The sequence below is a fragment of the Bacillus nitratireducens genome, from assembly GCF_001884135.1.
GTDB classification, from domain to species: Bacteria; Bacillota; Bacilli; order Bacillales; family Bacillaceae_G; genus Bacillus_A; species Bacillus_A nitratireducens.
In genome coordinates this window covers 22,749-47,202 of the sequence record NZ_MAOC01000073.1, presented here as the reverse complement: position 1 = coordinate 47,202, position 24,454 = coordinate 22,749, and the positions used below count along the sequence as shown (strand labels likewise).

At 34.2% G+C, this 24,454-nt stretch carries 23 protein-coding genes and 5 pseudogenes; 14 read left to right on the top strand and 14 right to left on the bottom strand.

Annotated features, from left to right (window positions below; all coding sequences use genetic code 11):
• Positions 1–151: 151 nt before the first annotated feature.
• Positions 152–466, bottom strand: coding sequence for a hypothetical protein (locus BAU23_RS19055; RefSeq protein ID WP_002161808.1), 315 nt, complete (start codon positions 464–466; stop codon positions 152–154).
• Between the two features lie 210 nt (positions 467–676).
• Positions 677–1,678 carry a helix-turn-helix domain-containing protein gene (locus BAU23_RS19050; RefSeq protein ID WP_071735020.1) on the bottom strand — a complete coding sequence of 334 codons (1,002 nt, stop codon included), beginning with the start codon at positions 1,676–1,678 and terminating at the stop codon, positions 677–679.
• Between the two features lie 403 nt (positions 1,679–2,081).
• Here BAU23_RS19050 and BAU23_RS19045 point away from each other — a divergent pair, with 403 nt between their 5' ends.
• Both BAU23_RS19045 and BAU23_RS19040 read left to right on the top strand, forming a co-directional pair.
• Positions 2,082–3,254: a tyrosine-type recombinase/integrase gene (locus tag BAU23_RS19045; protein WP_071735019.1), complete on the top strand. Its 1,173-nt coding sequence runs from the start codon at positions 2,082–2,084 to the stop codon at positions 3,252–3,254.
• A gap of 83 nt (positions 3,255–3,337) precedes the next feature.
• A complete protein-coding gene (locus tag BAU23_RS19040) occupies positions 3,338–3,556 on the top strand; it encodes an alpha/beta-type small acid-soluble spore protein (RefSeq protein WP_071735018.1) in 219 nt (72 codons plus the stop codon).
• Positions 3,557–3,841: 285 nt separating this feature from the next.
• On the opposite strand, the gene BAU23_RS19035 is transcribed toward BAU23_RS19040, so the two are convergent.
• Entirely contained in the window at positions 3,842–4,684 is an 843-nt protein-coding gene (locus BAU23_RS19035) for an SDR family oxidoreductase (RefSeq protein WP_116733306.1), read from the bottom strand.
• A gap of 946 nt (positions 4,685–5,630) precedes the next feature.
• Here BAU23_RS19035 and BAU23_RS30725 point away from each other — a divergent pair.
• The 4 genes and pseudogenes from BAU23_RS30725 to BAU23_RS19015 form a co-directional block, all read left to right on the top strand.
• A pseudogene (locus tag BAU23_RS30725) lies at positions 5,631–5,834 on the top strand (ABC transporter permease); the annotation flags it as partial.
• A 308-nt stretch (positions 5,835–6,142) separates the two neighbouring features.
• Positions 6,143–7,249, top strand: coding sequence for a serine hydrolase domain-containing protein (locus tag BAU23_RS19025; RefSeq protein ID WP_244159726.1), 1,107 nt, complete (start codon positions 6,143–6,145; stop codon positions 7,247–7,249).
• A 216-nt stretch (positions 7,250–7,465) separates the two neighbouring features.
• Positions 7,466–8,898, top strand: a pseudogene (locus BAU23_RS19020) (IS4 family transposase).
• Between the two features lie 396 nt (positions 8,899–9,294).
• Positions 9,295–10,131, top strand: a complete 837-nt coding sequence (locus tag BAU23_RS19015) for an exosporium leader peptide-containing protein (protein WP_071735016.1) — start codon at positions 9,295–9,297, stop codon at positions 10,129–10,131.
• Between the two features lie 213 nt (positions 10,132–10,344).
• Here the strand turns inward: BAU23_RS19015 and BAU23_RS30720 are convergent.
• A pseudogene (locus BAU23_RS30720) lies at positions 10,345–10,455 on the bottom strand (XRE family transcriptional regulator); the annotation flags it as partial.
• 666 nt (positions 10,456–11,121) lie between these two features.
• On the opposite strand from BAU23_RS30720, the gene BAU23_RS19005 reads away from it, so the two are divergent.
• Positions 11,122–11,547 carry a hypothetical protein gene (locus BAU23_RS19005; protein ID WP_071735015.1) on the top strand — a complete coding sequence of 142 codons (426 nt, stop codon included), beginning with the start codon at positions 11,122–11,124 and terminating at the stop codon, positions 11,545–11,547.
• A 123-nt stretch (positions 11,548–11,670) separates the two neighbouring features.
• On the opposite strand, the gene BAU23_RS19000 is transcribed toward BAU23_RS19005, so the two are convergent.
• Positions 11,671–11,814: an ABC transporter substrate-binding protein gene (locus tag BAU23_RS19000; RefSeq protein WP_244159725.1), complete on the bottom strand. Its 144-nt coding sequence runs from the start codon at positions 11,812–11,814 to the stop codon at positions 11,671–11,673.
• Between the two features lie 348 nt (positions 11,815–12,162).
• Between BAU23_RS19000 and BAU23_RS18995 the strand changes: the two genes are divergently transcribed.
• The 4 genes from BAU23_RS18995 to BAU23_RS18980 are packed head-to-tail and all read left to right on the top strand — an operon-like array spanning position 12,163 to position 15,226.
• The gene (locus tag BAU23_RS18995; RefSeq protein ID WP_071735014.1) at positions 12,163–12,816 is read left to right on the top strand and encodes a hypothetical protein; all 654 of its coding nucleotides are present in this window, start codon (positions 12,163–12,165) and stop codon (positions 12,814–12,816) included.
• Positions 12,813–13,748, top strand: coding sequence for a DUF3994 domain-containing protein (locus BAU23_RS18990; protein WP_071735013.1), 936 nt, complete (start codon positions 12,813–12,815; stop codon positions 13,746–13,748). Before BAU23_RS18995 ends, BAU23_RS18990 begins: the two co-directional genes overlap by 4 nt.
• A 25-nt stretch (positions 13,749–13,773) precedes the next feature.
• Entirely contained in the window at positions 13,774–14,307 is a 534-nt protein-coding gene (locus tag BAU23_RS18985; protein WP_071735012.1) for a hypothetical protein, read from the top strand.
• 22 nt (positions 14,308–14,329) lie between these two features.
• Positions 14,330–15,226 (top strand): DUF3994 domain-containing protein, encoded by an 897-nt coding sequence (locus BAU23_RS18980; RefSeq protein WP_071735011.1) that lies wholly within the window; start codon positions 14,330–14,332, stop codon positions 15,224–15,226.
• A 144-nt stretch (positions 15,227–15,370) separates the two neighbouring features.
• Here the strand turns inward: BAU23_RS18980 and xerS are convergent, their stop codons facing one another.
• From xerS to BAU23_RS30715, 4 genes and pseudogenes are all read right to left on the bottom strand, one after another.
• Entirely contained in the window at positions 15,371–16,447 is a 1,077-nt protein-coding gene (gene xerS, locus BAU23_RS18975; protein WP_070144165.1) for a tyrosine recombinase XerS, read from the bottom strand.
• Positions 16,448–17,445: 998 nt separating this feature from the next.
• Positions 17,446–17,622: an HNH endonuclease gene (locus BAU23_RS18970; RefSeq protein ID WP_244159727.1), complete on the bottom strand. Its 177-nt coding sequence runs from the start codon at positions 17,620–17,622 to the stop codon at positions 17,446–17,448.
• Positions 17,623–18,290: 668 nt separating this feature from the next.
• The gene (locus tag BAU23_RS18965; RefSeq protein WP_002035452.1) at positions 18,291–18,659 is read right to left on the bottom strand and encodes a DUF898 family protein; all 369 of its coding nucleotides are present in this window, start codon (positions 18,657–18,659) and stop codon (positions 18,291–18,293) included.
• Between the two features lie 355 nt (positions 18,660–19,014).
• Positions 19,015–19,248 (bottom strand): annotated as a pseudogene (locus BAU23_RS30715) (hypothetical protein); the annotation flags it as partial.
• Between the two features lie 47 nt (positions 19,249–19,295).
• On the opposite strand from BAU23_RS30715, the gene BAU23_RS18955 reads away from it, so the two are divergent.
• Positions 19,296–19,370: a hypothetical protein gene (locus tag BAU23_RS18955; RefSeq protein ID WP_229165509.1), complete on the top strand. Its 75-nt coding sequence runs from the start codon at positions 19,296–19,298 to the stop codon at positions 19,368–19,370.
• A gap of 215 nt (positions 19,371–19,585) precedes the next feature.
• On the opposite strand, the gene BAU23_RS18950 is transcribed toward BAU23_RS18955, so the two are convergent.
• The 3 genes from BAU23_RS18950 to BAU23_RS18945 all read right to left on the bottom strand — a co-directional run bounded on the left by BAU23_RS18950 (position 19,586) and on the right by BAU23_RS18945 (position 20,874).
• Positions 19,586–19,903, bottom strand: a complete 318-nt coding sequence (locus BAU23_RS18950) for a hypothetical protein (protein WP_071735010.1) — start codon at positions 19,901–19,903, stop codon at positions 19,586–19,588.
• Between the two features lie 22 nt (positions 19,904–19,925).
• On the bottom strand, positions 19,926–20,060 hold the full coding sequence (locus BAU23_RS30845; RefSeq protein WP_276327600.1) for a hypothetical protein: 135 nt from the start codon (positions 20,058–20,060) through the stop codon (positions 19,926–19,928).
• A gap of 100 nt (positions 20,061–20,160) precedes the next feature.
• Positions 20,161–20,874 (bottom strand): M15 family metallopeptidase, encoded by a 714-nt coding sequence (locus BAU23_RS18945; protein ID WP_071735009.1) that lies wholly within the window; start codon positions 20,872–20,874, stop codon positions 20,161–20,163.
• Positions 20,875–21,132: 258 nt separating this feature from the next.
• On the opposite strand from BAU23_RS18945, the gene BAU23_RS18940 reads away from it, so the two are divergent.
• Positions 21,133–21,387: a SunI/YnzG family protein gene (locus tag BAU23_RS18940; protein ID WP_071735008.1), complete on the top strand. Its 255-nt coding sequence runs from the start codon at positions 21,133–21,135 to the stop codon at positions 21,385–21,387.
• 177 nt (positions 21,388–21,564) lie between these two features.
• On the opposite strand, the pseudogene BAU23_RS18935 reads toward BAU23_RS18940, so the two are convergent.
• Both BAU23_RS18935 and BAU23_RS18930 read right to left on the bottom strand, forming a co-directional pair.
• Positions 21,565–21,915: pseudogene (locus tag BAU23_RS18935) on the bottom strand (hypothetical protein); the annotation flags it as partial.
• Position 21,916: 1 nt separating this feature from the next.
• The gene (locus BAU23_RS18930; RefSeq protein WP_244159724.1) at positions 21,917–22,432 is read right to left on the bottom strand and encodes a thermonuclease family protein; all 516 of its coding nucleotides are present in this window, start codon (positions 22,430–22,432) and stop codon (positions 21,917–21,919) included.
• 485 nt (positions 22,433–22,917) lie between these two features.
• On the opposite strand from BAU23_RS18930, the gene BAU23_RS18920 reads away from it, so the two are divergent.
• On the top strand, positions 22,918–24,300 hold the full coding sequence (locus BAU23_RS18920) for an alpha/beta hydrolase family protein (RefSeq protein ID WP_071735007.1): 1,383 nt from the start codon (positions 22,918–22,920) through the stop codon (positions 24,298–24,300).
• The last annotated feature ends 154 nt before the right edge of the window (positions 24,301–24,454 follow it).

Here is a 24,454-nt window from a genome sequence, read left to right as displayed (position 1 = left end):
TTCTACAGAAAGAATAGCTTATTTTTTCATTTTAGGGGGGATTTTGTTTTGTTAGCTTGATAGCGATGTGACGCTACCCCAATAATGAGTATCACAATTTTCTTCTTATGTTATCCAAAATAAAATATGTATACTGTTTTATAAAAAACAATTATTTACGACGCCTTCTCTTTGCTTTTTTACGCTGATTTGTATGACTATATTTTTTTATATGAGTACTTCTGTTCTTCTTATAATTAGGTAATTTTAATATAAAAACAGAAATCGCAGAAAAAATGCAAAATATAACCATTGCAATCATCCAAAGGTTAATGTCATAGTCATATAGCTTACTAAAATATTTTTTGTCACGAGTAATATATCTTACATTACTGTCAATTGCTTCGAGAGTGTAGGGAATAACGCAAAAGGAACCAAATAACATAACAATTGTTCCTAGAATGAAACTGAGTATATGTTTTATCATGTTCTATTCTCCTTTAAGTATGTTTGACTATATACGCTCATTTAGTATAAATGGTTTTGCTGCACAGATTGTATTTATTTGAAGGAATAATATAAATTTCTATTAAGTTGATTGTGCATGTGGTGATCTCATGGAAATAAATATTTAAATTGAATAATTTAAAAAGCGTAGAAAGATTAAATTCCTACGCTTTTTCTTCTTAATAAATATTTATCGTTGTTCTAAATCTCTTATATAAGATTTTACAGCTTGCAATAAGAATTCTTCCTGTCCCATACCTGCATTTGCTGCCATTTGCACTATTTTTTGCTTAAATTCATGTTCTGCATGAAAAGTTAATGAATCTACATTACTTTTAAAGTAAATACCTTCTACATGTGGAAGGATCGTGCCGGATTTCATATGAGAATGTAAGTATTTAATCTCCTCTTGAAACTGCAATGGATCAACTTGTAATACGAAAGGTTTAATTTCTAATTTGATAGTATCAGATGAAATACTCAATCGTATATTTGTGACACCTAGCTCTTTATAAAATAAATTTAATAGATTATAAGTGATGGAATTAAATAGCTGAGGTTTTTTAAATGAAAAAGATAAATACCCTCGTTTCGTAATTACCGCTTGTTTATGAAAAGGCTCAAAGGAATAATCATGTTCCTTATAAGTGGATAGAGGGAAAATTTCTTCGTCTTCTGTAAGAATCTTGCCGTCTGCTCCATTGATCTCTATTACCCTAGCTGTTTTACCGGTATGTTGATGTGTTAGTAATTGATATAAATATATATCTTCTTCTTGAATCTTAGTAATGAATGCTTTTCGCTCTTTTGATGTAGTTTTTTCATAAGTAAGTTGAAAAGTTTCAAGGTCATCTTTATCAATGATATATACTTCTTTTCCACGTTTTTCAATCTTTGAGGCAGGTAATTTACCAGATTTGATATATGTAAAAACTGTGGATGCTGCTACATTGAGAATTTCAGCTGCTTCTTTTGTGCTATAGCCTTCAACTTCTTCAATATTTTTTAAACGTTCAATATCCTCTAAATAGTAAATCTTACTACCGAATTGCTTCCAGTTATCTTTATATACACATTCTATTAATCCATCTTTTTCTTTTTGTAAAATTGTTTGTACCGTTACTCCTAATAAGCCGGCTGCCTCTTTTGTCGTTACAGTAGGTTTTGTAATGAACAATAAATCTTGTGTCATGTAAGGACACCTCCATAACTATTGTTTGCTAGTATTTTAGATATGTATATATCATATCAGAATATGATTTATATTTAAAATGAGAAATAGAATTTATTAAAGATCTTATACATTTTTATAGTTTAATAATATTTGTAATTTATTTTATATTTTAATGAATTTTTATAGTTGATTTTATAATAAAAGCAATATAAAAGTTGAGTAGTTAATTATTAAACGATATCTATTTATTAATAAATTATTAAAAAATATAAGTATATGTAAATAGAGAAGAATATAGCATTCTTACAGAAAGAATATGAGTTATCATTTGTATAATTGATAGAAGTGAAATAAAATGATAAGTATAGGTAATAAAAAGTAATATATTCATAATTTTCACTAGGAGAGGTGAATTTGAAATATGGATAATAAAAGTGGAAGAGAAGATTTACACATTATAAATAATCAAAGTGAATATATAGGTACATATTTAGAGAATATAAGAGGTATCGTTCCATTCCTGCATAATAATCGTTATGTGGATAAGATGGAAGAGAAGATGGAGGTTGCTGAAAAAGAGGGAAAGAGTAAATATACGTATTTAAGCGATTTAGAAGTCATTTATCATTTTGTACATTTACAAAAAGATATGGATGAGAAGAAGAATAGAAAAGAAGATACGAAAAAGAGTTATGTATCTGAAATCCTGTCATTTTGTCAGTGCATGGTACAGCGTGCAGAAGAGTTCGAATTAAATGGGGAAGAGGTACAGCAAAATGACTCTTTATTAAAAACATTGCAACCTTGGCATATTCGTAAATACAACTCTTGGTTGAAGCAGGTAGAGAACGGTAGGAATGGGGAAACATATGCAGTCGCAACACTTGCAAAGAAAACAGTACTTATTCGTTCTTTTTTAAAACACCTTCATGTATTTGCTTATATCGAAAAACCTCTTCATGAAGAACTGCAGCGCGCTAATGTAAATGAACAGGATCGGCCAAATCGGGATTTATCTTATGATGAAGTTATGAAAATCTTAGGGTTTTATAAAGAAAGAGGGCATGTAGTAAACTATACAATTTTACTTGCTCTGGCAAGTACCGGTGCAAGAATTCAAGAATTGTGTACAACAAGGGTAAAAGACTTACATTTTGACGGAAAGCATTGGCTTAAAGTTACAGGTAAAGGAAACAAAGTGCGTGAACTTTTCATTTCAGAGCATTTATACCAATGTATTTGTGAAATGAGACGAAGAAGAGGATTCCAAACTTTATTGGATCAAGGAGATGAAAGTCCTTTATTTGTAAATCAAAGAGGGAATTTTTATAATTCAAAAACGTTATCAAACCAGGTAACAGATATGATAAAAAAGACAAATTTAGAGTTTCTGCAGTTTCGTGAGAATCCAGTAACGGCACATACATTCCGTCATGCTTTTGCAATCATGGCAGTTGAACAAGGAAATGCTGATTTGTATCATTTAATGCAAACGCTGGGGCATGAAAACATTCAAACGACAAAGATTTATTTAGAAAAGCACATGAAACGTAAGAATAATGTGGGTACCTCATTTGCAGATCTGTTGCAATGAATAAAATAGAAGAAAATAGTTAACTCATGTATAAATATCATAATTAAGCACATGTTATATACAAATATAATGGAGGTGCAACGATGAATATTCAAAGACACGAAAATAATGCAAATGAAGTCCATATTTCAGTTGCTGCAAGTGCTATTGAGCAAATGAAGTATGAAATTGCTCGCGAATTAGGAGTCACACTTGGACCTGATACATCATCGCGTGCAAATGGTTCTGTCGGTGGAGAAATTACAAAACGCTTAGTGCGAATGGCCGAAGAACAATTAACAGGAGAATATAGATTACACTAAGTTAAAGAAGTAATAAAAAAGAATCCATTTTTAAAAATGGATTCTTTTTCTTTTTTTTACATAAACTTCAAAATAATGATTGTGAATCCAAAAAAATGACCTCTTATATTTCTTTGTAAGCACTCCGAAAATCCAAATCAATGCCATAGGTATCGATGCGAATCAAATCTTATATGAGTGGTTACAGATTGGTTAAACGGCATTTTTGTTCTTTTGTAATTTTAATTCCATAATACTTAAGCCAATATAATACAAATTCATTTATAAGTAATTTTTTGTTAAATGTTAACCGTTTATAATTTCCCCACCATTCACGTGCAGAATTTGTCCTGATATGTAAGATGCATCTTCAGATGCCAAGAATACATAAGCAGGTGCCACTTCAAACGGTTGACCGGCCCGCTTCATAGGAACATGGTCTCCAAATGTGGCAAGCCATTCTGGAGGTAAGGAAGATGGAATTAATGGAGTCCAAATGGGTCCCGGGGCCACACCATTAACTCGGATCCCTTGCGGTGCCAGTGAAGATGACAGCGAACGTATAAAGGAAACAATGGCTCCTTTAGATGCCGCGTAGTCAATTGCATCTTGATCTCCATGATAGGCACTAAGGGATGTTGTATTTATTATAGAGCTCCCTGAATTCATATATGGCAAAGCAGCTTTCGTCAAAATAAACTGAGAAAAAACATTTGTGTGAAAGGTACTTGTTCGTTGGTTAGAATCTACATCAAGTAGACTGTTCCTTATGCATAGTACACCGGCATTATTCACCAAAATGTCAATACGACCAAATTGGTGAATTGTCTGCATTACTGCTTGTTGGCAATGCTGCTCATACCCAATATCACCTGGAATGGTAATGCAACTACGGCCATACTTTTTAACATAGAACTCCGTTTCTTTTGCATCACTATGCTCATTTAGGTATGAGATTGCTATGTCTGCACCCTCTTTCGCGAAGGCTACAGCGACAGCCCTCCCAATTCCACTATCCCCACCAGTTATAAGCGCTACCTTATTTATAAGTTTACCGGCTGGTTTGTAATTGGGGTTATCAAATATAGGTCTAGGTATCATTAATGATTCAATGCCAGGTTTACTTTGTTGTTGAGGCGGGAAACCCATCACATTCACCCCTTTTGGAATTTTTCTATAATAAATGAAATTCTGATATAGGTTATGATTATCATCAGGAAAATATATCCTTACCAAAGAATTAAATAGAGGAAGCAAAGAGGGATTTACTCCATCAAGGTGTAATATCATTTTCTGTTATTTGTAAAAAGGTATTAATTTTTCACTTTAGGGATAGCACCACATCGCTATCAGGCTAAGCTTATGCAAAGTCAATTTTAGGCGAGATTGTTTCTTTTTTCTAAAGGGCAAGTGTAGATAATTGAAAGATTTATTATTTATTTTTACCGTTTTGGGGGTGACCTGTTTTCTTAACTTGATTGGTATGTGCTGCTACCCCTTATAGGGGACAACACATTATTTATATTTGTTAAAAAATTCACATAATTTACACAGGTGTTTTTTCAAAAAGGTAATATTTGTTGTATAATAAATTTGTCAAAGCAGTTTCTAAATAGTTTCCCCTGTCATTTCTGTTAAGATGGTTTGTTTTGCCCTTGTAGTTACATTATCTCAAAGAGAACTTGTAGAAATTCCTACAAGTTCTCTTTGTTTTTCTAATAAAAAACGAATGTAAACTAATAATCAGTAGTTTACTTTCATACTATTGATTTTTATACGTGTTTGGTAAAAAACAATGAGTTGAAAATAAAAACTATACGGAAATCTAGTTCAGTATAGTAAAGTTCATATGAAAAATCCCTCTTTGCTATCTTCCCCAAAAAAGAATTATTGCTTCGAACCATATAAACTGTATTTTCAGAAAAATTACAAGCATGTAAGCAAAATGTAAGACAATTCAATATGAGAAAAATAATCTTACTACTACAATGAATAACAGATACATTCATGAAAAATCTGTGGTGCAATATCAAGTTATTTTAGTGCTTAAAACATTCTACTAAGTATTACAGTTTAAATAAGGAAATACGAAACTATACCATCAATTGTGACAAGACAAATGATGATCCTATTTCTCTTACCGATTGTAGTGGCTATGATTCACAGTAGTTTTGCATTTCTAACTTTGCACCAATTAGGACAAAAAACAAAAAGGGAAATGTCCGTTATTCAAAGCTCAATTGTTGTATTAGTAAGCTTTATTTACATACAAATTATTTACTTCCTTATTAATGTATAAGAAAAAAGAAATTTTTATTGTGTAGGATAAAAATATAAAGAAGAGTGAAAGGGGGGATTAGATAAGATATATTTATGTGAAAAACAAACTAGTCATAAGAGTGTTCTAAGGAAAAGAAGTAATTTCTGGGGTTAACATACTTGTAAAAAAAGAGGGATTCACCGTTTGTTAGGACAAAAATAATCATTATGAAGATAATTACGAATTCCATGTTGTCCTTTTGTCATTGATGGAGATGATAGCTGTGTAATTAATACGAAACAACAAGCAACCACTCATACAATATGAATAGAGGAGAGGAATGCCTTATGAAAACACGTAGTCAAATTTCATTTGTAAAAGCAGAGCCCACTGAAAATGTATCTAGTTCGTCACACACAAGCACTCAACGAGATCGTAATTCCGTCAAACAAGCAATGCGGGATAAATTGCATCTTGGATTCCCGGGGATACTTGCTAAAACTTCCGAGGATGGGAAAACGTGGAGTTATGCGGCCGGAGTAGCGGACCTGAGAACCAAGAAACCAATGGAAACAGATTTCCGCTTTCGCATCGGCAGCGTGACGAAGACGTTCACCGCAACAGTTGTATTTCAATTAGCCGAAGAGAACCGCTTGAATCTAGACGACTCTATTGAAAAATGGTTTCCTGGTGTCATTCAAGGAAACGGGTATGATGATAAACAGATTACTATCCGGCAATTATTGAACCACACAAGTGGTATCGCTAATTACACAATGTCAAAGGATTTTAATATCATGGATACAAAAAAATCTTATACTACTGAAGAATTAGTAAAGATGGGAATATCCATGCCTCCAGATTTTGCTCCAGGAAAGAGCTGGTCGTATTCAAATACAGGATATGTATTACTAGGAATTCTTATTGAAATAGTAACTGGGAACAGCTATGCGGAAGAGATTGAAAATCGAATCATTGAACCACTTGAATTAGCGAATACATTCTTACCTGGAAATTCAAGCGTCATTCCAGGAACCAACCATGCCCGTGGATATATCCAATTAGACGGTGCAAGTGAGCCAAAAGATGTTACTTATTATAACCCAAGTATGGGGAGCTCGGCCGGAGATATGATTTCTACGGCTGATGATTTAAACAAATTCTTCTCTTATTTACTTGGGGGTAAATTACTGAAAGAACAGCAACTAAAACAAATGCTTACAACAGTCCCTACAGGAATAGATGAACTTGGCGATTCCGGGCTTGGAATTTTCAAAATTATTCTTCCAAACGGTGTCTCGATATGGGGACACTCAGGTGGCATTCCAGGGTTTAGTACTTTTGCTGGAGGCACAATTGGAGGCAGGCATACGCTGGCTGTCAATTTGAACATCCTTAAAGCTGATAGTCCTGAACCTTTTAAAAATATTTTACTTGCTGAATTTAGCAAGTAGGCAAAAAGGAAAACTGGATAAATTTTGTCATAGTTTTTATAGTTAAATATATACCTTTCTGGTTCAAAAACCCTAAATTACTCTAAAAAATGATTTTGGTATTTTTGGAATTCTGGTGGCAACTCAATGCTATTAAGCTAATAAAACAAAATCCTCCCTAAAATGAAAAAATACGCTATTCTTTCTGTAGAATCATAGGAAAGGATGGCGTTTTTTATGTCTGTTTCTGTGTCTGACGAATTAAAACTATTTGCTCAAGAGATTCAAAGTTTTTTATCTCCAAATACCTTACGGGATCTTGCTAGAGATGTTGGTTTTGTACAACGAACTAGTAAGTATCAAGCAAAAGATTTAGTCGCTTTATGTGTATGGGTGAGCCAAAATGTAGCTATGACTTCTTTAACTCAGTTATCTAGCTGTTTAGAAGCATCAACAGCAGTACTCATCAGTCCGGAGGGACTGAATCAACGATTTAATAAGGAGACCGTCCTACTTTTACAACACCTACTAGCCGAACTACTAAGCAAAAAATTGGCCGCATCTATGCCGATTTCTTCTCCATACACTTCTGTTTTCAAGCGTATTCGTATTTTAGATTCAACTGCATTTCAACTCCCGGATGTATTTTCATCGGTTTATCCAGGTGCAGGAGGCTACAGCCATACAGCTGGGATAAAAGTTCAACTTGAGTATGATTTGTTAAGTGGACAGTTCCTACATATTCATACAGGTCCAGGTAAACAACATGATCGCACTTACGGCTCTCTGTGTGCCCCAACCGTGACGGCGAATGATTTATGTATCCGAGATTTAGGTTATTTTCATTTAAAAGACCTTCAATATATACAAGATAAAGAGGCCTACTATATCTCTCGTATCAAGTCGAATACACGTATGTATCAAAAAAATCCTAACCCTGATTATTTTCAAGATGGAAGAATTAAGAAAGGTACAGAGTATATACAGATAGATATGGAGACGTTAATGAACTCTCTTCAACCAGGACAAACATGTAAAATAGCTGATGCTTATGTAGGTATGATTGATAAAGTGCCAGCTCGTGTAATTGCTCATCGATTAACAAAAAAACAGCAACAAAAACGATTACAAGATCAAGCTGTAAGAGAAAAAAAGAAAGGAATGAAGTATTCTCCTCGTAGTAAACGACTCAGTGGTATCAATGTATATATGACAAACACCTCTACAGATATTGTCCCGATGGGACAGGTACATGAATGGTATTCTTTGCGTTGGCAAATCGAAATTTTATTTAAAACGTGGAAGTCATTCTTTCAAATCCATCATTGTAAAAAGATAAAACCAGAACGATTGGAGTGCCATTTATATGGTCAATTGATTGCCATTCTACTCTGTTCTTCTATCATGTTTCAAATGCGCCAATTGCTCCTCATGAAGAAAAAACGAGAGCTTAGTGAGTATATAAAGCCATATATATGATTAAAGACTATTTTCTTCTTCTATTCCAAACTATACAAAAAAACACCCAAGAGCTATCAAAGGTGTTACTTCGCCTGTTCAATCTCCTACAGCAAAACGGGCGAAAGTCTCATCGATATGAGAAAAAAACGGTCTTTGATATATTAGGTGTCGTTTACAATTGTACCCTGTCTGATAATCAAGCCGCTTAATTCAAAAAAGTGAAACCCGTTAGGGTTTATTTCGTATGCAAATCTTTCAATCACCTATACTTGCCCTTTAGAAAAAAGAAACAATCTCGTCTAAAATTGACTTTGCATAAGCTTAGCTTGATAGCGATGTGGTTCTACCCCTATAAGCGCAAAAAAAGACACCCTAAGGTGCCTTCCTCCGACTTGAACCATCTTAATTTTAATAATATGTATTGGACTCCCATCCAAATATTATTTTACCATGTTAAGTGATATTTGGGATACCACCAGCATTTCGAAAAACCCTCAAGCTTTTTTGGAATTTAAACAAATAAAAAGAGAGTCAATGGGTCCTTTTGTCATAATTGCTTTCAAACTGCATTTATTTAGTATGATAAGTATTTTTGGAGGTGACCTATGTCAGAAGAAAAAGATTTACATGGTGCGGCAATAGACCCAAGCTTAATTGGTCCGACACTCCCACCTATTCCACCATTTACTTTGCCTACAGGACCTACTGGTCCGACTGGGATTACAGGAGTCACCGGATCGACTGGAGCAACAGGTCCGACTGGCCCAACGGGTCCAACAGGAGCAACCGGGGTAACAGGTCCGACTGGCCCAACGGGTCCAACAGGAGCAACCGGGGTAACAGGTCCGACTGGAGCAACGGGTCCAACAGGAGCAACCGGGGTAACAGGTCCGACTGGAGCAACAGGAGTAACAGGCCCAACAGGAGCAACTGAAGGCTGTCTTTGTGATTGCTGTGTTTTCCCAATGCAGAATGTTTTACAACAACTTATTGGGCAGAATGTGATTCTTGCCACTATTGCAGATGCACCAAACGTAGCCCCTCGTTTCTTTTTATTCAATATTATTTCCGTGAATGATTTTTTAGTTACGGTCACAGATCCAGTTAGCACCACAACCTTCGTGGTCAATATTTCTGATGTGATAGGGGTAGGATTTTCACTAACAGTACCACCGCTAACATTACTGCCACCTGCCGATTTAGGATGCGAATGTGATTGTCGTGAACGACCAATTAGAAAATTACTGGATACGTATATCGGATCCATAGTGAATCTTTTAGTAAGTAATGGTTCTATGGCAACAGGTTTTAATGTGGAACAAACAGCTCTTGGCATAGTGATAGGTACTTTGCCAATACCTTTAAATCCAACTACACTCTTTAGATTCGCTATTTCAACTTGTCAAATTACAGCTGTGGATATAACTCCTACTGCGACGTAGTTCATCTCTTTCAAGAGGTCAGGAAGTCTTTGTAGAATTTACTTCAAACCAAAATGGAAAGCTTACTTAAGGATCTTTTGTATATATTGTTGTAACGATACTATCTTAATAGATTAATTAAAAACAAGAAGAGTGCCTATTGGCTCTCTTCTTGTTTTTGGTAAAGATTCACTTCTTTGTTTTGGAAAAGATTTCTTTTATGATGAAATCAAATCATGGTATCTCTTTGTTATCACGTAACATTTTGACATACAGTGCTATTTGCTTAGCAAAACGACCTTGCTGACGTTCATCGAGTTCCTCATAAGCTCTTTGAATATCGTAACAAAGAAAATCTTGATAAATTGCCTTAAAAAAGACACCCTAAGGTGCCTTCCTCTGACTTGAACCATCTTAATTTTAATAATATGGGGTACCGCCACATGCCCATCAACCTATATTTGTACCATCTGAGGAACAAGGCACCATACAGGGTAATCCGAAAATCTTGAGAGGTATTGTGTATAGTATGTTTACCTCAGGTACAACAAAAGAGCCTTACCTCTGTAGGCAAGACTCCACTAGTGTAGTTGTATAGTATTTATATAACAACTAAGAAACTGAAAACATATAACACCAAGTAGCAGAACCCTAACATTCCGCCTACAGCTAGTACCTGTTTACCCCAGCTCTTGAGTTTCAGATTACTGTCAATCGCTTGCACTCTTTCCATATATCGTTTCCTCCTAGTAAGGAGAACCCTTGAAGACTCTCACCTCGCTATGATACCATTAAGAGATGACTAATAGAGGTCTAAATGTATAAATATGCGATATTGCATATTAAAATGTATTATTATATATAAACGCTTACTATAATAAGGGTGTAAATACCCTCAATCATAGCAGAAGATTGACGAAAAAAGAAGGGAAAAAGGAAAGACTGTCGATACTAGGCAGTCTTTCCTTTTGATAACATTGGATATATTATTAAATAGAAATATATTTTAGAATGTTAGGTGGCCAGGTAGATATAGTTGTAGGAAATGAGTTCACGAATGAATATTATCATTGTCAAACTTGCAAGACGTTTCATTCAAGAAAAGAATTAAAAGAACTTAGGGAAGAAAAAAATCATCCAAACGGTAGATGGAAGTGCCTTGGTTGCAAAGAAGATTTTCAAATCTATACGCAGCTTAAAAGGCATTCTCGTTACATGGTTCTCGAAAGAAAACTAGTTAAAGATCTAGAAATAGGAGATGAAGTTGTTTTCACAATAGGAAATTTTGATGTGCATGAATTGATGAAAAAAACTGAAAGTAACAACGGTCAAGTACATCTTAGTTTTTCTGGTTATGGATCTTCAAATGAGAATGAAGATGATTGGGTAAATTGTTATATAGGAAATTGGGATGGAGATACATCTCGTTTCAAATAAAAAACCTCCTTCGTTTTTTGATGGAGGTTTTTATATAAAGAAAAGACACCCTAAGGTGCCCTCCTCCGACTTGAACCACTTTAATTTTAATAATATGTATTGGACTCCCATTCAACTATTATTTTATTGTATCTTTCTCGTTCTTGGCATTATTGTTCTTCTGCTTTCTTCGTTTCTTTTTTTTGTTTGGACTTCTGTTTCTTCTGTACCGCAAGCGACTAACCCTAAAGTTAGCACCCCGGCAATAAGTAGGTTGATTTTCTTCATTATTGATCCGCCTCTTCACCTTTGTTTTGTTGTAATAACGATGAATCGACGTTCACGACTCAACCTTCGTTTGTAATTTGCTCGTTAGAAAATGAACAATTGATCGTATTAGAACAGGTTTAAAAATAAAACTTTTTTTATCATCTAATAAATTTACCTTTAAAGACTACATAAATACCTTTGACCATATTTGTAATTCTTTGTAAAACGATATATATATAGAAAGATTATGAATATACAGGTAATCTATGGATAGTAGTTTCTAAGAAATTATTCAGGGAAAATTTCTTAGTTAAGTATATTAACTTGTTTGCACTAAATTTTATAAATAAAGGGGTATTAGGAATCATGAAAGCAAAGAAATTAGTAAGTTTAGCGTTACCAGTTATGTTATTGAGTGGTTGTATTACAATTGAAACTGATGATAAGAAAGCTGAACCAAAGAAAGAAGAAACGCAAAAGATAGAAAAAGAGAGTAAGTCAACTGATAGCAAGAAAGAGGATAGCTTATCTGTAGCGAAAGGTGAAGATAAGGAGACAAGTAAGTCAAGTACTTCTAACTCTACTAGTTCTTCCAACTCTTCTAGTAAGGTAACTGGTTCAGAAGTTGACAAATACAAGCAAGATATTTTAGACAATGCAAATAAAATAGACGAAACACTACGATTGATTGAAGACTCAGCAAAATCAGACATTAAATCAGTAAGCTTAAAAAAGAGTGAAATACAACTTGCAACAGGTGGGTCACAAGCATATGTAAGAAACATAAAGTATCTTGAACCACCAACTGAACTGAAAGCAGAGCATGACAAGATAAAAGAATCAATGGACTTATACTATGATGCATTCCAACTCCTTTCAGATGCAGTAGGTGAAGAGAGTGAAAGTAAACTGAAAGAATCAATTACAAAGTCACATCAAGGTGCAAAGTTATTCGAAGAAGCAACAAAGAGTATTGCAAGTAAAACAAACCCCATTCAGAATAAGGGCTATGATGTATGAGAGCGAAGAAACTAGTAACATTAGCAGTACCGTTCATGTTGTTAGTAGGTTGTGGAACTGATAAAACAGAAGCAAAGCCGAAAGAGAAAGTAGAGTCTAAAGAAGAGACAAAGGAGAAGTTGTCAAAAGAGAAGTATCCACTACGTATGACAAAGTTATCTTCTGAGTTAGTGAATCAAATCACGGTTATAACTGAGATAGCAATGGATAAAGACAAAGATGAAAAGTCTTTAGTAAAAGAGATAGTGAAAGAAGAGTCTGAGGTACAGAAAAGTATTGCTAAGTTTAAGAAAATAGAACCGCCAAAAGAGTTTGAAGACTCACATAAAGAAATCTTAAAAGCTGTAGATTGTTACAGTAAAGCCTATGCATTACAAGTTGAAATTATAAAAGGCAAAGGAAAAGTTACAGATGAAGACCGAAATAAGTCTCAAAAGTCAATGGACTTAATTAAAGAAGGTAATGAGTATTGGCAAAAAGGCTATGCACCACTTCAAGACGCTCAATTAGACCAAGCAAACGCTATTGGTAAGAAAACAGGAGTACAGTTCGATACGCCTTCAACTTCTAATTCTGATGATGACAGTGTACAAGTATCAAAAGACGGTAAGGAGTTACTAGGTGAATGGGGTAGTTATAAAGGTTCTGCATTCCATAAAGGGTTAGACTTCCGTGAAGATAATTCATTTACCGCTTATGATGATACAGGTAAAACGTCTTATGAAGACAATCATATGACAGGAACATGGTTATTCGATGCAGACAAGAAGCAAGTCACACTGTTACCTACTGAGTTTGTAAAAGACGGTAAGAAGATAGATGCAAAGAATACAAATGCATTTGTAGAGTATAAACTTGAGTTCTTACGAGCAGGTTCTCTAAAAATGACTGACGACAAAGGCAATACAATAACAGGGGAAAGACGTAAATAATCATTCAATTAAAGGGATAGGAGAAATGAAGAGTAAGAAACTAATAGGTGTCACTGTTCCACTCCTATTATTGTTTGGTGGTTGTTCTCCTGACAAAGTAAACATCAAGACAGAAAGCAAACCACTACAAGAAAACAAGGTGGATAAAGTGAAACCTGTAGATGTAGGTAATTATTCAATAGAAGAATACATTAATTCTCTTTCAGACATAGCTTTAGAAATGGAGGATAAGGTGACGGAAATGGATAATCTACTTGTAGGAGAAGACCTTCCATTACATAGTAAGTATAAGTATATAAAACTAGCAGAAGAATCAATAGACTTGTCAGTACAAGCTAGAGAATTAAAAATACCAAAAGAATTCGAAGAAGTACATAAAGACGTTGATAAAGCTATGCAGATGTACAGTACTGGTTTTCAGTATCAAATAGATTATGTTAAAAAACCAGACCCTAAAAACTCAAATAAAGCTATAGATGTTATAACAGAAGCAGGTAACTTATGGGTAGAGACATCTGAGAGAATAGGCAAAGAATACAGTAAAGCATTATTACAATAATCTCATTAAAGGGTTATGAAGTATGAAAGCAAAAAGACTTGTAACGTTAGCACTTCCAATCATGTTATTAGGAGGTTGTGCTACAGATAAAGCAGAGACTAAAGCAAAAGATAAAGTAGAAGTAAAAGCAGAAGAGAAGGATAAGCTAGAGGGAACAGACTATCTGTCTCGTATGTTTGCATTAGATAATACATTTGAAACAAAAGTAGCTGAACTAGGTGAATTATCTGCAAAAACGAAGGACAAAAGCAACGACATAAAGGAATTAAACAAAGAAATACTGAAAAAAGCAGACGAAATAAATGAAGCACTTGCTGATTTCGATAAAGTAGAACCACCTAAAGAATTTGAAGAACAGCATAAGACGATTTTAAAAGCAGCAGACTGTTATAAGGAAGCATTTGAAACACAAATCAAATTTGGAAAAAGTAATTCAGTTACAAAAGAATCGACTAAGAAGATGAAAGAGTTAATGTCAAAAGGTAATGACTACTTAAAAGAAGGGTATACACCTCTTAAAGAAGCTTATTCAGAAAAGATGAAGTCAAAGGTTAATGATATGCAAAATAAAAGTGTAGGAATATCCCAAGACGGTAAAGAGTTACTAGGTGAGTGGGGTAGTTCAAAAGATGGTAAGTTTACGAAAGGATTAGACTTTAAGGAAGATGGTACATACATTATATACGATGATGTAAACAACACACCTTATGAGAATACTCATATGCAAGGTAAATGGTCTTATAACGTAGAAAAGCAACAAGTCAATATGACAATAACCGAGTTTGTAAAAGACGGTAAGAAAGTAAACCCTAGTCAAATAAAAGAATCTGTAGACTATGATGTTATGTATTTCAAATCGGATTCCTTAGTTATGATGGATGCTGAGGGAAACAAGATAGACGTGGTAAAACCTAAGTAAGTCACTGTAAAGGTTCTAAGGGGTAAGACAAAGAAATGTAAACAGGCTATCTTACAAAAGGTAGTGAAGAATAAATAGCATTTAAATCTAAGACTAAGTTAAAGGGAAAGGATAAAAGTTCAGCAATACAAAATTGCTGAACTTTTATTCTTTATTCTTTCCTATTCTTCCTAAACTATCTTTAATAGTTGTTTCCCCAAGTTGAGTGTATAACAAAGCTGTATCTTGGCTGGTATGCCCAAGTTGTTGCATTACTTGTAACGAATCTTTTTCTTCCATATATAACTTATTTGCTAATGTATGTCTTAATTTATGAGGAGACATTGTTTTACCAAAGGATTTAGTATATTTTTCTACTATATCTTGGATAGCTCTAACTGAAAGGGGCTGTGCGGTATGTTTATACTTTGATAAGAACACATTTTTTAATTCTTTCCCTGGAGCATATTTGTTATTTCTAATCTCTAAATATTTTTCAAGATCATTCAATGCGATGGGAGTAATCCATACAGAATCTTCTTTATTTCCTTTTCTTATTACATCAATTAGTCTTTCTTTTAAATTGATATCTTCAGTACGAAGATCGGCCAACTCACTTACACGAATACCACTCCCAAGAAAGAGGGAAAGAATAGCAACATCACGTTCTTTATCTCTTTGAAAATAAAATAATTGATGTTTTGTTAAAGCTTTTTCATGTTCAAACTTAACATAATTTAAAAATTCTTGATCGTCATCATTATGGAATATTTTAGATCTCATACGCTTCGCACGGGCGTTTAACGTTTCTTTATCTTTATGTATTTCAATTTTAGCCATTACATTTCTATAAAAATAGCATTCTCCATCTTCATCTTCTGAAAGGGAAGTAAGATACTTAAATAAAGATTTTAAAGCTGAAATTTTTCTGTTAACAGAGGAATTTTGCATGTTCTGTTGTAGTTTTAGAAATCTCATAAAGTTCTCAATATCTTTTTTCCTTAAATTTTCCAAATCAGAGAAGGATATGTCTTTAATGGGCTTAAATTCAATAATTTGTTCAGATAATAGCCAATTAAAGAAGACTCTAAAATCATATACATAATTCAGTAGGGTAGAGGGAGAGGCATCATGCAATTCTTTGTACTCCACAAATTCTTCTATGTAAAAGGGCATTTCATTTAAATTCTCGTATAATTTCTTACGATGTACGGATTTTTGACGTTGTTTGCTGTAATCCATAAAAATCACCTCATATATACTATAACAGAAAAATAACACGAACACAAGTTCGCGTTAAATTCAATTTTTACACAGACTTATTTACATAATTAAATTATGGAATACTAATATCTACTCGAGATTGAATGGGATATTGTAGTCATTCTAATAAAAGTTATAGATAACCAGGTGATAAATTTGTATTAGGCTATAAAAACTAGTACAAAAAATACATATAAATGTGTGTAAAATAAAACAATTTTCATATATAAATTCATACAAAATGAATACATGAAAACAGTATAAAATTCGCTATAAAATAAGAATTGGTTAATTTAATCATGATTAATCAGGAGTTAGTTAGATCAACACAAGAAAAATGCTTATACTTTAAAATGTAATTCACTATAAAAATTGTTTATGAGTAATTCAGTATATGATTATTTTTATATAAAATATGTATTATATAGATGTATACAAATATACTAAAACCGATGCATCTGACCTTGAAATCGCTAGACACTGTATTAAATTTTTATATGACTATCATATTCTTCGTAAAATTGGTATTTCGTGCGAAGTTATAAAGTGTTTATTTTTCCCCCTTTTTATAATTCTTTTATGTTCATCCAACAAAATGCATCATGCACCTTTCATCAGTATGAATATCTTTTAGTTGCAGATACATTCACCTATACATTTTAATATTGATCACATGGTTGCATATAGGGTATAGCTAGCATATAAATACATGTTAAAAAAATTTCAATGCAATACGGGTAACTTTAACCACTTAAGACTAAATAGGTTGTGCTTTACCCAAAACTTAATTGTTTTTATTTTGAAAGAGAATGTTTCCTATAGTCCTGTAAAAAGTATTCTTTATTGTACTTTGTTTATGTGAACATACAGTGATTTTTAATTCTAATACAGATTTTAAAATATAACTTCGCAATTTTCCCTTCCGTCTCAATAAGATAAGAATTCTTTTCATTTTGAGACGGATTTTACTCCTTTTTTCAAATATCTATAATATATCTTATGCAAACTAAATATACGTAAGTAAATAATTTTTTGAATGTGCTTCCTTGTTTTTTATTGTGGTAATCCACACAGATTATTTCTAGATTATCTATATCTAATACGAGTGTTGAATGATGTTCGAGTTCCTTTATATGATGGATAACGAGTTGCATCTTCCTATGCTTCTGTTGTTTTGCTTTGTATTCATTCATGAAGCTTCCCCCTCCAACTAAGCAATATCAAATGTTAGAATGATAATCCATAAAGGTGTTAAACAAGTGATAAATACTAATGATACAAAACAAGCAGTATTTTCTATCACATTATTAGATCCCTTCAGTCTATTCATTGGACTTAGAAACGTGGATAAACTTTGAACAATTTTTTAACCAATTTTGTTTTTCAACTCGTGGTTATTGTTGTGTCTTCTATTTTTAGCAAATGGCTTGATAATTGCCTAGATAATTATAAACACCGTAAAAAACGCTATAACTAACTCCAATAGGTCGCGCTCCCTTCAGGATAACTAACTGGAACGTTAGCATTTTTGCATACTTAATAAATAGCAAAAAAAGCAAGTCTGCTGGAACAGGCTTGCTTTCTGATAGAGCTCTGACAACTCAAAAACCATTTCTCTATAGTATTTAAAAATAGTAATTTATGAAAATTATTGCACTCACTTAATAGAGAAATTAAAGTCATGAACCCTTACATAAATATTTTAATGATTACTATAATCAATCGCGAAAATTAAAACAACGCTATATAACACTAATTGAATTATTTTTAATGTACATAATTTCATAATGCATCTCTTAAGGTACTGAATCAAAATTTCCACTTAATTAACGAAGGTTGTATTTTTTACTTTCCAGTCTTCAAGTTTAATGCTAACCCAAAAACCATAGATACCTAGTGTAATAACTGTTAGAAGTAGCCATTTAATCCAGTTACCAAATAAGCCAACTGCTGAACCGTTAAATTTCATTCTATGCCCATCAACCACAGTATGGTTAATTTTCCAACCATAAACCATACACAACGCCCACGGATAGCAAATACCAAGCGTGAACACTGTAATAAGCGCTCCCAAGATACTCCAACCAATGAAGCTCAAAAGTCCACCATCAAAGAAAGACTGACGCCCCCATTTTGATTCTGGTCCATAGTTACTTCCTGCATTAACGTTTATGTTTATATTTTCTGCCATAAAACACACTCCTTTGCCAGTTTATCGTGATTAGCGCACGTATTTTATTCAGTATAACCTTACATATTTTAGCACAAAAATGTTGCTTCCATAAATTTTTTAAACGTTTAGTTATTTCATTCATACCAATAAACTCAAAAACTCCACTCAATGCCGCTACGGTCTAAGAAAACAGCTAGAATAATAGCTTTGATTCTGTTTCTCTCTTTGCTAGATATATTAAGCAATTCATTTATTTCTTCCCACTTAAATTTCATTTTACTATAGAAGACATATGTTTCAGACAAATAAAAAACGAGTTCACATACAACTCGTTTTTTATACCTTACCTTACTTTACTCATTCAAATATTAGCTATTGTATTATCATTTGAATCCACAACATAAGCAATTATATTTCCTTGTTTAGTTCTATCATTAAAAGAAAATATCCAATTTTACCCTTTTTTATTTTTCATATCTTGGGTTGCAGATCCAGTAGGTTTTTTATAATCCCCAGATACACTATTTGAAGAACCATGAACTTTAGCCCAAACAATCGCTCCCTCTCTTATAAAGCAACCACTAAGAACTACTGGACCCTGCAGCAGTTGACACTCTTTGTGTTACTAATTCGGATTCTAATACTGTATCAGTAATAGATGGCGCTACCAATACTGTAATTGCTACCATTCCGGTGGACTTGTTCCCCTCTGCGATTGATAGCTTCTAAGGACCGCATAGGTTCATCCGTTGTAAAAATTCCTAAAATATGAGAACTCCCACAATATAGTAGTTCAAGTTTATGTATTTTTAAATACTACTTGTCATTTGGAAAACGATAAAGTTCTATGGTAACATCGTCATCAAGTTAAGGAAAACGAGATACTCCTAGACTAAAAGAAATGTGAATCTCGTTTTTATATGTTAATCATGCAAGAATATAGTTCAACTAACAGCTGCGTTTATTGAAGTTTTTATAAAAAGGTATTGATAACCTGCTTGTTCTTCAATCATGTGGTCTGTTTCATGATGAAGTAAACCATCAAAGACGAATAGTGTATCGAAGCCTACAAAATCATCGTAATTCTCTTCAATTTCAATTCTTAGTAATGAAATATCCCCATCATAGATAATCTCAAAAAACGGTTTATGTATGGCATACAGTCTTTCATCTACTAAAACTGTAATCCATGTATCACTTACTATATCACTCGGTATAACCTCGTTCCGTATGGTTTCTGTTTCATGTAAGTGTGAATCCATACATCCGCATTCACACTCATCATCATGACACACCAATATGCCGTAAATCACTGTACTTTAGTATATATCGTTTTATTTTATGATGATCCACCTGGATAGCAATTGCGTTTGCACCAGAAGCATATGCATGCGTAAATTTATTCCCTAATAGCTTCATAACAACCACCATGCCTTTTTAGAAAAATTGTATTAATTATCAACAATATTATTTTGTCGAACAAAATATATACATTCTTCAAGCGATTAAATATCTCCTCTTATTTCATATTCATATATTCTTCTAAAGTTAAGTGTTTCTTATATATATTTTCAGCAATATCTCCAACGTAGCGTATGTGCCAAGGCTCATACGCATATCCAGTAATACTCTCCTTACCTTTTGGGTAACGAATGATAAACCCTGCACGATGTGCGTTATCTTTTAGCCATTTGCCTTCCTTCGTATTCGCAAAGGATAGCTCTAGTTCATTGTTCGCGCTTTTAGAAGAAACATCCATTGTTAACCCTGTTTGATGTTCACTATGTCCAGGCTTTGCCGAAAAACGATCCGTATGCTCTTGCCCATTCTTTTTAACATTGCTGGCATACAGATTCTTTTGATACTCATAGGAACGAAATCCTGAAACTGCATTCAGCTGAATTCCTTCTTGTTTTGCTAAATCAAATAACTTTTCTAGTGCGTCAGCTGCCTCTTTACGAAGGTGACTCTTTTCTACCGTTCCACTAAATGAGAATGGTACATTTGGGACAACTAAATCATTTGGCTTATAGTTTTCAGGCAATCCATATTCCTTATTCACTACAGCCTCTATACTAGCAAAAGAACTTTCTTTCTCTTTATTTATGGAGTTTTCACGATTTTCATAGTTTGTCCTATTTGGTCCTTTACCAATAGATATGTTGGTGTAAAGAATAAAAATACCTAACACCACAATCATACAAGTGAAGATTCCTACTAATTTAAGTCTCATAATTCATTTCCTTCCTGCCACTCTAAATGTTTCTCGTTCATCATACTGCAACCATATCAAATTCATATTAACTTGATGTGAACTTTTGTTCTTAACATATTTTATAACAGAAAGACAGCATATCCTTCTATACGTTGGAAAGGCTTTAGATACGAACACGTAGAAACCAATTCTAGTCGTACATATAGATAAATAATCTAAAAATTTGTATAATAAAATCAGAAGTGTAGCATTCTATTATAGAAAGGTCTTGGTATAATGCTAGGTATTGATGTAAAAAAAACAGAAGAAGAATTAATAATTAAATGGCAATTGGCGAAGGTTACAATCCCTTTACGCGATGTGATTGAGGTTACTGAAGATGCTACCTACGCTGGCGTTGAAGATCCTAGTGCAATCCGTATTGGAGCAGCATATGGGACAACAGACCGTATTTTAATCAAAACGGTAAAACAAAATTATGTACTGTTTACTACGAACAAAGTGTCGATTTTAAAGGCTATTCGTGCTTAAAAAAGGTCATATAAATTGAATCAAACAAAGTGTGAATAAAGCAAAGGAGAGGAGTCATAGAATAGACTCCTCTCCTTTCTTATATTGAAATGAATTTTATGCTCCATATTCACTACAGTATAGCTTTTACAACATAAGAACGTCTCACTGTTTTGATTCTGGATATTACTAATCTTATTAAGACCAAATCCGCACATCATCATTATTCTGAGTGCTATTGTTTACCTCATGCACTTTTTCGATATGATCAACTGTGTTGTAGTTAATCGAAATGCCGCCCCAGCCTACATACTTCATATCAATTTTGACTTTCTCACCAGTTTTAAATACTTGTCCCTTTGTTAGGAACACGTCAATAATATCTTTCTCCCCATTTACCGATGGATACTCCACTACGACATATTGAGTAGCACCGTCTCCCTCATCTTCCATCGTTCCTACTTTTGATACTTCTCCGATTACATAATCAGGTGAGCCATTTTCTTTCAAATGCATACCTAATTTGTTTGTCGTATTTTCAACTTCTGTTCTACTTTTCTTTTATTTTAGACGCATCATACCCTTTTGATGTTGCATAATCCTCCACACTCCAAATGCCACGTTTATCTTTTTGCGCTTTCTTTTGCGTCTTCTCCAAATAATCTACATACTTCGTATTAGGCTGATAAATATAGGCAACATGTGCCAATCCCCTTTCCACAAGCATTCGATTTAAGAGTTGTCCCTCGACCAACACGTAGACCACTAATCTTGTAAACTTATCACGTTCCCCTACATCCATTTCTAACTCTACTTCTTTTCCCACTGGTGCATAATTTGCGGTAAATGCTGCTCCTTCTAATCCGAATGGTTGGAGCCCTAGTCTTGGATGATGTACTTCAGGTGTATCAATACATAAAAATCTCACAACTTCTACTTTACCGTTCGCTAACTTCACGCGAAGCGTATCGCCGTCGATATGTTCCAGTATCGTAGCTTTGATGATCCTATTTGCATTTTGTTTCTTACTCTCCCCAGATACTGGCTTCATCACCTGATTGACCAATTCTGGATTCTTCAGTTTACCCGTATCTTCTTCTTTTTTATAGGTACGGACGCTGCCTCATAACTATCCTGTTCAGTTTTATTTTGTTTTGTTTCGCTTCCTTTCTGCTGGTCTATCTCCGCTACATTTCTTGTAATGGAAATCCCAGTGTCATCTTTGCTACTACACCCTGCTACCAATCCTAAAAACATGCACAATGTAGAAATGAACCACAAAAATTTCTACATCGTATGCCTCCCTCTCTTCTTATATTTCTTTCCCTACATCATAACGGGATTGGAATCATTGTTGGAAAAATGATCGATTTCTATGATTTAGCACTGATTTATGTATTGAACCATCGCAAAACTCCTCCACTCTATCAAGTTTACTTTTTATGATATGTACGCAGGATTCCCCCTTACATGTACCGAAACCACAATAGGGACACATTCCACTAATTACCATCCCTATTTCACACCATTACATTTTGGAGGTTAAACAGGATGAAAAAAAAGAAGTTACAAAAATTAGCACTTTCTTTTACCCTACTCTTATCTTTAGGAGTTTCTTCTTTTCCGCTTACAACAACTATTCACGCGGATACACTAGGGACACAAACTGCAGAAAAGAAACAAGTCTCTTTAACGGAGCGTACGTCTTTATTTTTTGAATATCTCCAGCAAGGTAAATATGCAGAGGCACTTCAATTGACATCTGCAGCTTTTCAATCCAGGTTTACAGCAAATATATTACAAAGCTGGTGGACACAAAGTGGCGGGAGCAGGATTACAAGCATGGGAACGCCTGTTATAAAAGAACGAAACTTGGTCCATCAAACGGTTGAAATACAAGGAGCTATCGAAGGAACTACTATTCCACTACTCCTTAAATTCACGCCTGGCGGCAAAGTAGATGAAGTTGGAGTAAGAACGACGCCCGAGAAATCTTATACCATCCCGCATCCTAGCTACGACCAACCTGATTCCTATCAAGAACGCGAAATCGTCATTGGAAATGCTACATACCCGTTACCAGCCACATTAACGGTTCCAAAACATAAAGCTGGCGAAAAAGTGCCTGTTGTTGTTCTTGTTCACGGTTCTGGTCCACATGATCGTGATAGTACATTTATGGGAGCTAAAATCTTTAGAGACCTTGCAGCTGGTCTTTCATCAAGCGGTATCGCCGTGTTACGTTATGAGAAACGTTCCTTAGAACACGGTTTTAAAATGAGTGCAGAACCTGCTACCTTAGACCGTGATACTACAGATGATGCCATATATGCAGCTAAATCGGCAGCACAACAGGAAGGCATTGACCCTGCTAACATTTTCATTCTCGGACATAGTCAAGGAGCTGGCACAATGCCACGTATATTAAGCAAAGCACCTGCATCACTTGTGAGAGGAAGTATTTTAATGGCACCACCTGCGCGTCCTTTTACTGACATATTCCTTGATCAGTATCAGTACCTCGGGGCGCCAAAGGAATATATTGATGAACTAAAAAAACAATTTGCCTATATTGAGGATCCAACTTTTGATCCAGATCATCCACCAGCTGGTTACAATTATCTTTCTCCACATTTCATGTATGATGTAACTCGTTGGCGTCCAGTTGAGGAAGCGAAATCACGAAAAGAACCATTACTAATTCTGCAAGGCGCACGTGATTATCAAGTAACAGTAAAAGATGAGTTTACGAGATGGCAAGAAGGACTTTCAAGCTACAGTAATGTTCAGTTCAAAGAATACCCGAAATTGAATCACTTTTTCACGGAGGGAGACGGGGAATTCAGTCATCCTAGTGAATACGAAGTCCCTTCCAATGTTCCTGCGTATGTCATCCAGGATATTGTTGCATGGGTCAATGCGACAAAGAAATAAGAAAACAACAAAAGCCACCATGCAATCATCATTGCGTGATGGCTTTTGTGATATTAAAACATGTCATATCAGAAATTAATCGCTTTATTCGTTCATATACTAAAAAATAATCCTATGCTTGTTGCAAGAAGCAATAACAAACACATATCCTAAG

Bases quoted from the DNA above. Each gene is read 5' to 3' on its own strand.
- BAU23_RS19055 (WP_002161808.1), bottom strand. From the start codon at position 466: ATGATAAAACATATACTCAGTTTCATTCTAGGAACAATTGTTATGTTA.
- BAU23_RS19050 (WP_071735020.1), bottom strand. From the start codon at position 1,678: ATGACACAAGATTTATTGTTCATTACAAAACCTACTGTAACGACAAAA.
- BAU23_RS19045 (WP_071735019.1), top strand. From the start codon at position 2,082: ATGGATAATAAAAGTGGAAGAGAAGATTTACACATTATAAATAATCAA.
- BAU23_RS19040 (WP_071735018.1), top strand. From the start codon at position 3,338: ATGAATATTCAAAGACACGAAAATAATGCAAATGAAGTCCATATTTCA.
- BAU23_RS19035 (WP_116733306.1), bottom strand. From the start codon at position 4,684: ATGGGTTTCCCGCCTCAACAACAAAGTAAACCTGGCATTGAATCATTA.
- BAU23_RS19025 (WP_244159726.1), top strand. From the start codon at position 6,143: ATGAAAACACGTAGTCAAATTTCATTTGTAAAAGCAGAGCCCACTGAA.
- BAU23_RS19015 (WP_071735016.1), top strand. From the start codon at position 9,295: ATGTCAGAAGAAAAAGATTTACATGGTGCGGCAATAGACCCAAGCTTA.
- BAU23_RS19005 (WP_071735015.1), top strand. From the start codon at position 11,122: ATGTTAGGTGGCCAGGTAGATATAGTTGTAGGAAATGAGTTCACGAAT.
- BAU23_RS19000 (WP_244159725.1), bottom strand. From the start codon at position 11,814: ATGAAGAAAATCAACCTACTTATTGCCGGGGTGCTAACTTTAGGGTTA.
- BAU23_RS18995 (WP_071735014.1), top strand. From the start codon at position 12,163: ATGAAAGCAAAGAAATTAGTAAGTTTAGCGTTACCAGTTATGTTATTG.
- BAU23_RS18990 (WP_071735013.1), top strand. From the start codon at position 12,813: ATGAGAGCGAAGAAACTAGTAACATTAGCAGTACCGTTCATGTTGTTA.
- BAU23_RS18985 (WP_071735012.1), top strand. From the start codon at position 13,774: ATGAAGAGTAAGAAACTAATAGGTGTCACTGTTCCACTCCTATTATTG.
- BAU23_RS18980 (WP_071735011.1), top strand. From the start codon at position 14,330: ATGAAAGCAAAAAGACTTGTAACGTTAGCACTTCCAATCATGTTATTA.
- xerS (WP_070144165.1), bottom strand. From the start codon at position 16,447: ATGGATTACAGCAAACAACGTCAAAAATCCGTACATCGTAAGAAATTA.
- BAU23_RS18970 (WP_244159727.1), bottom strand. From the start codon at position 17,622: ATGCAACTCGTTATCCATCATATAAAGGAACTCGAACATCATTCAACA.
- BAU23_RS18965 (WP_002035452.1), bottom strand. From the start codon at position 18,659: ATGGCAGAAAATATAAACATAAACGTTAATGCAGGAAGTAACTATGGA.
- BAU23_RS18950 (WP_071735010.1), bottom strand. From the start codon at position 19,903: ATGGATTCACACTTACATGAAACAGAAACCATACGGAACGAGGTTATA.
- BAU23_RS30845 (WP_276327600.1), bottom strand. From the start codon at position 20,060: ATGAAGCTATTAGGGAATAAATTTACGCATGCATATGCTTCTGGTGCA.
- BAU23_RS18945 (WP_071735009.1), bottom strand. From the start codon at position 20,874: ATGAGACTTAAATTAGTAGGAATCTTCACTTGTATGATTGTGGTGTTA.
- BAU23_RS18940 (WP_071735008.1), top strand. From the start codon at position 21,133: ATGCTAGGTATTGATGTAAAAAAAACAGAAGAAGAATTAATAATTAAA.
- BAU23_RS18920 (WP_071735007.1), top strand. From the start codon at position 22,918: ATGAAAAAAAAGAAGTTACAAAAATTAGCACTTTCTTTTACCCTACTC.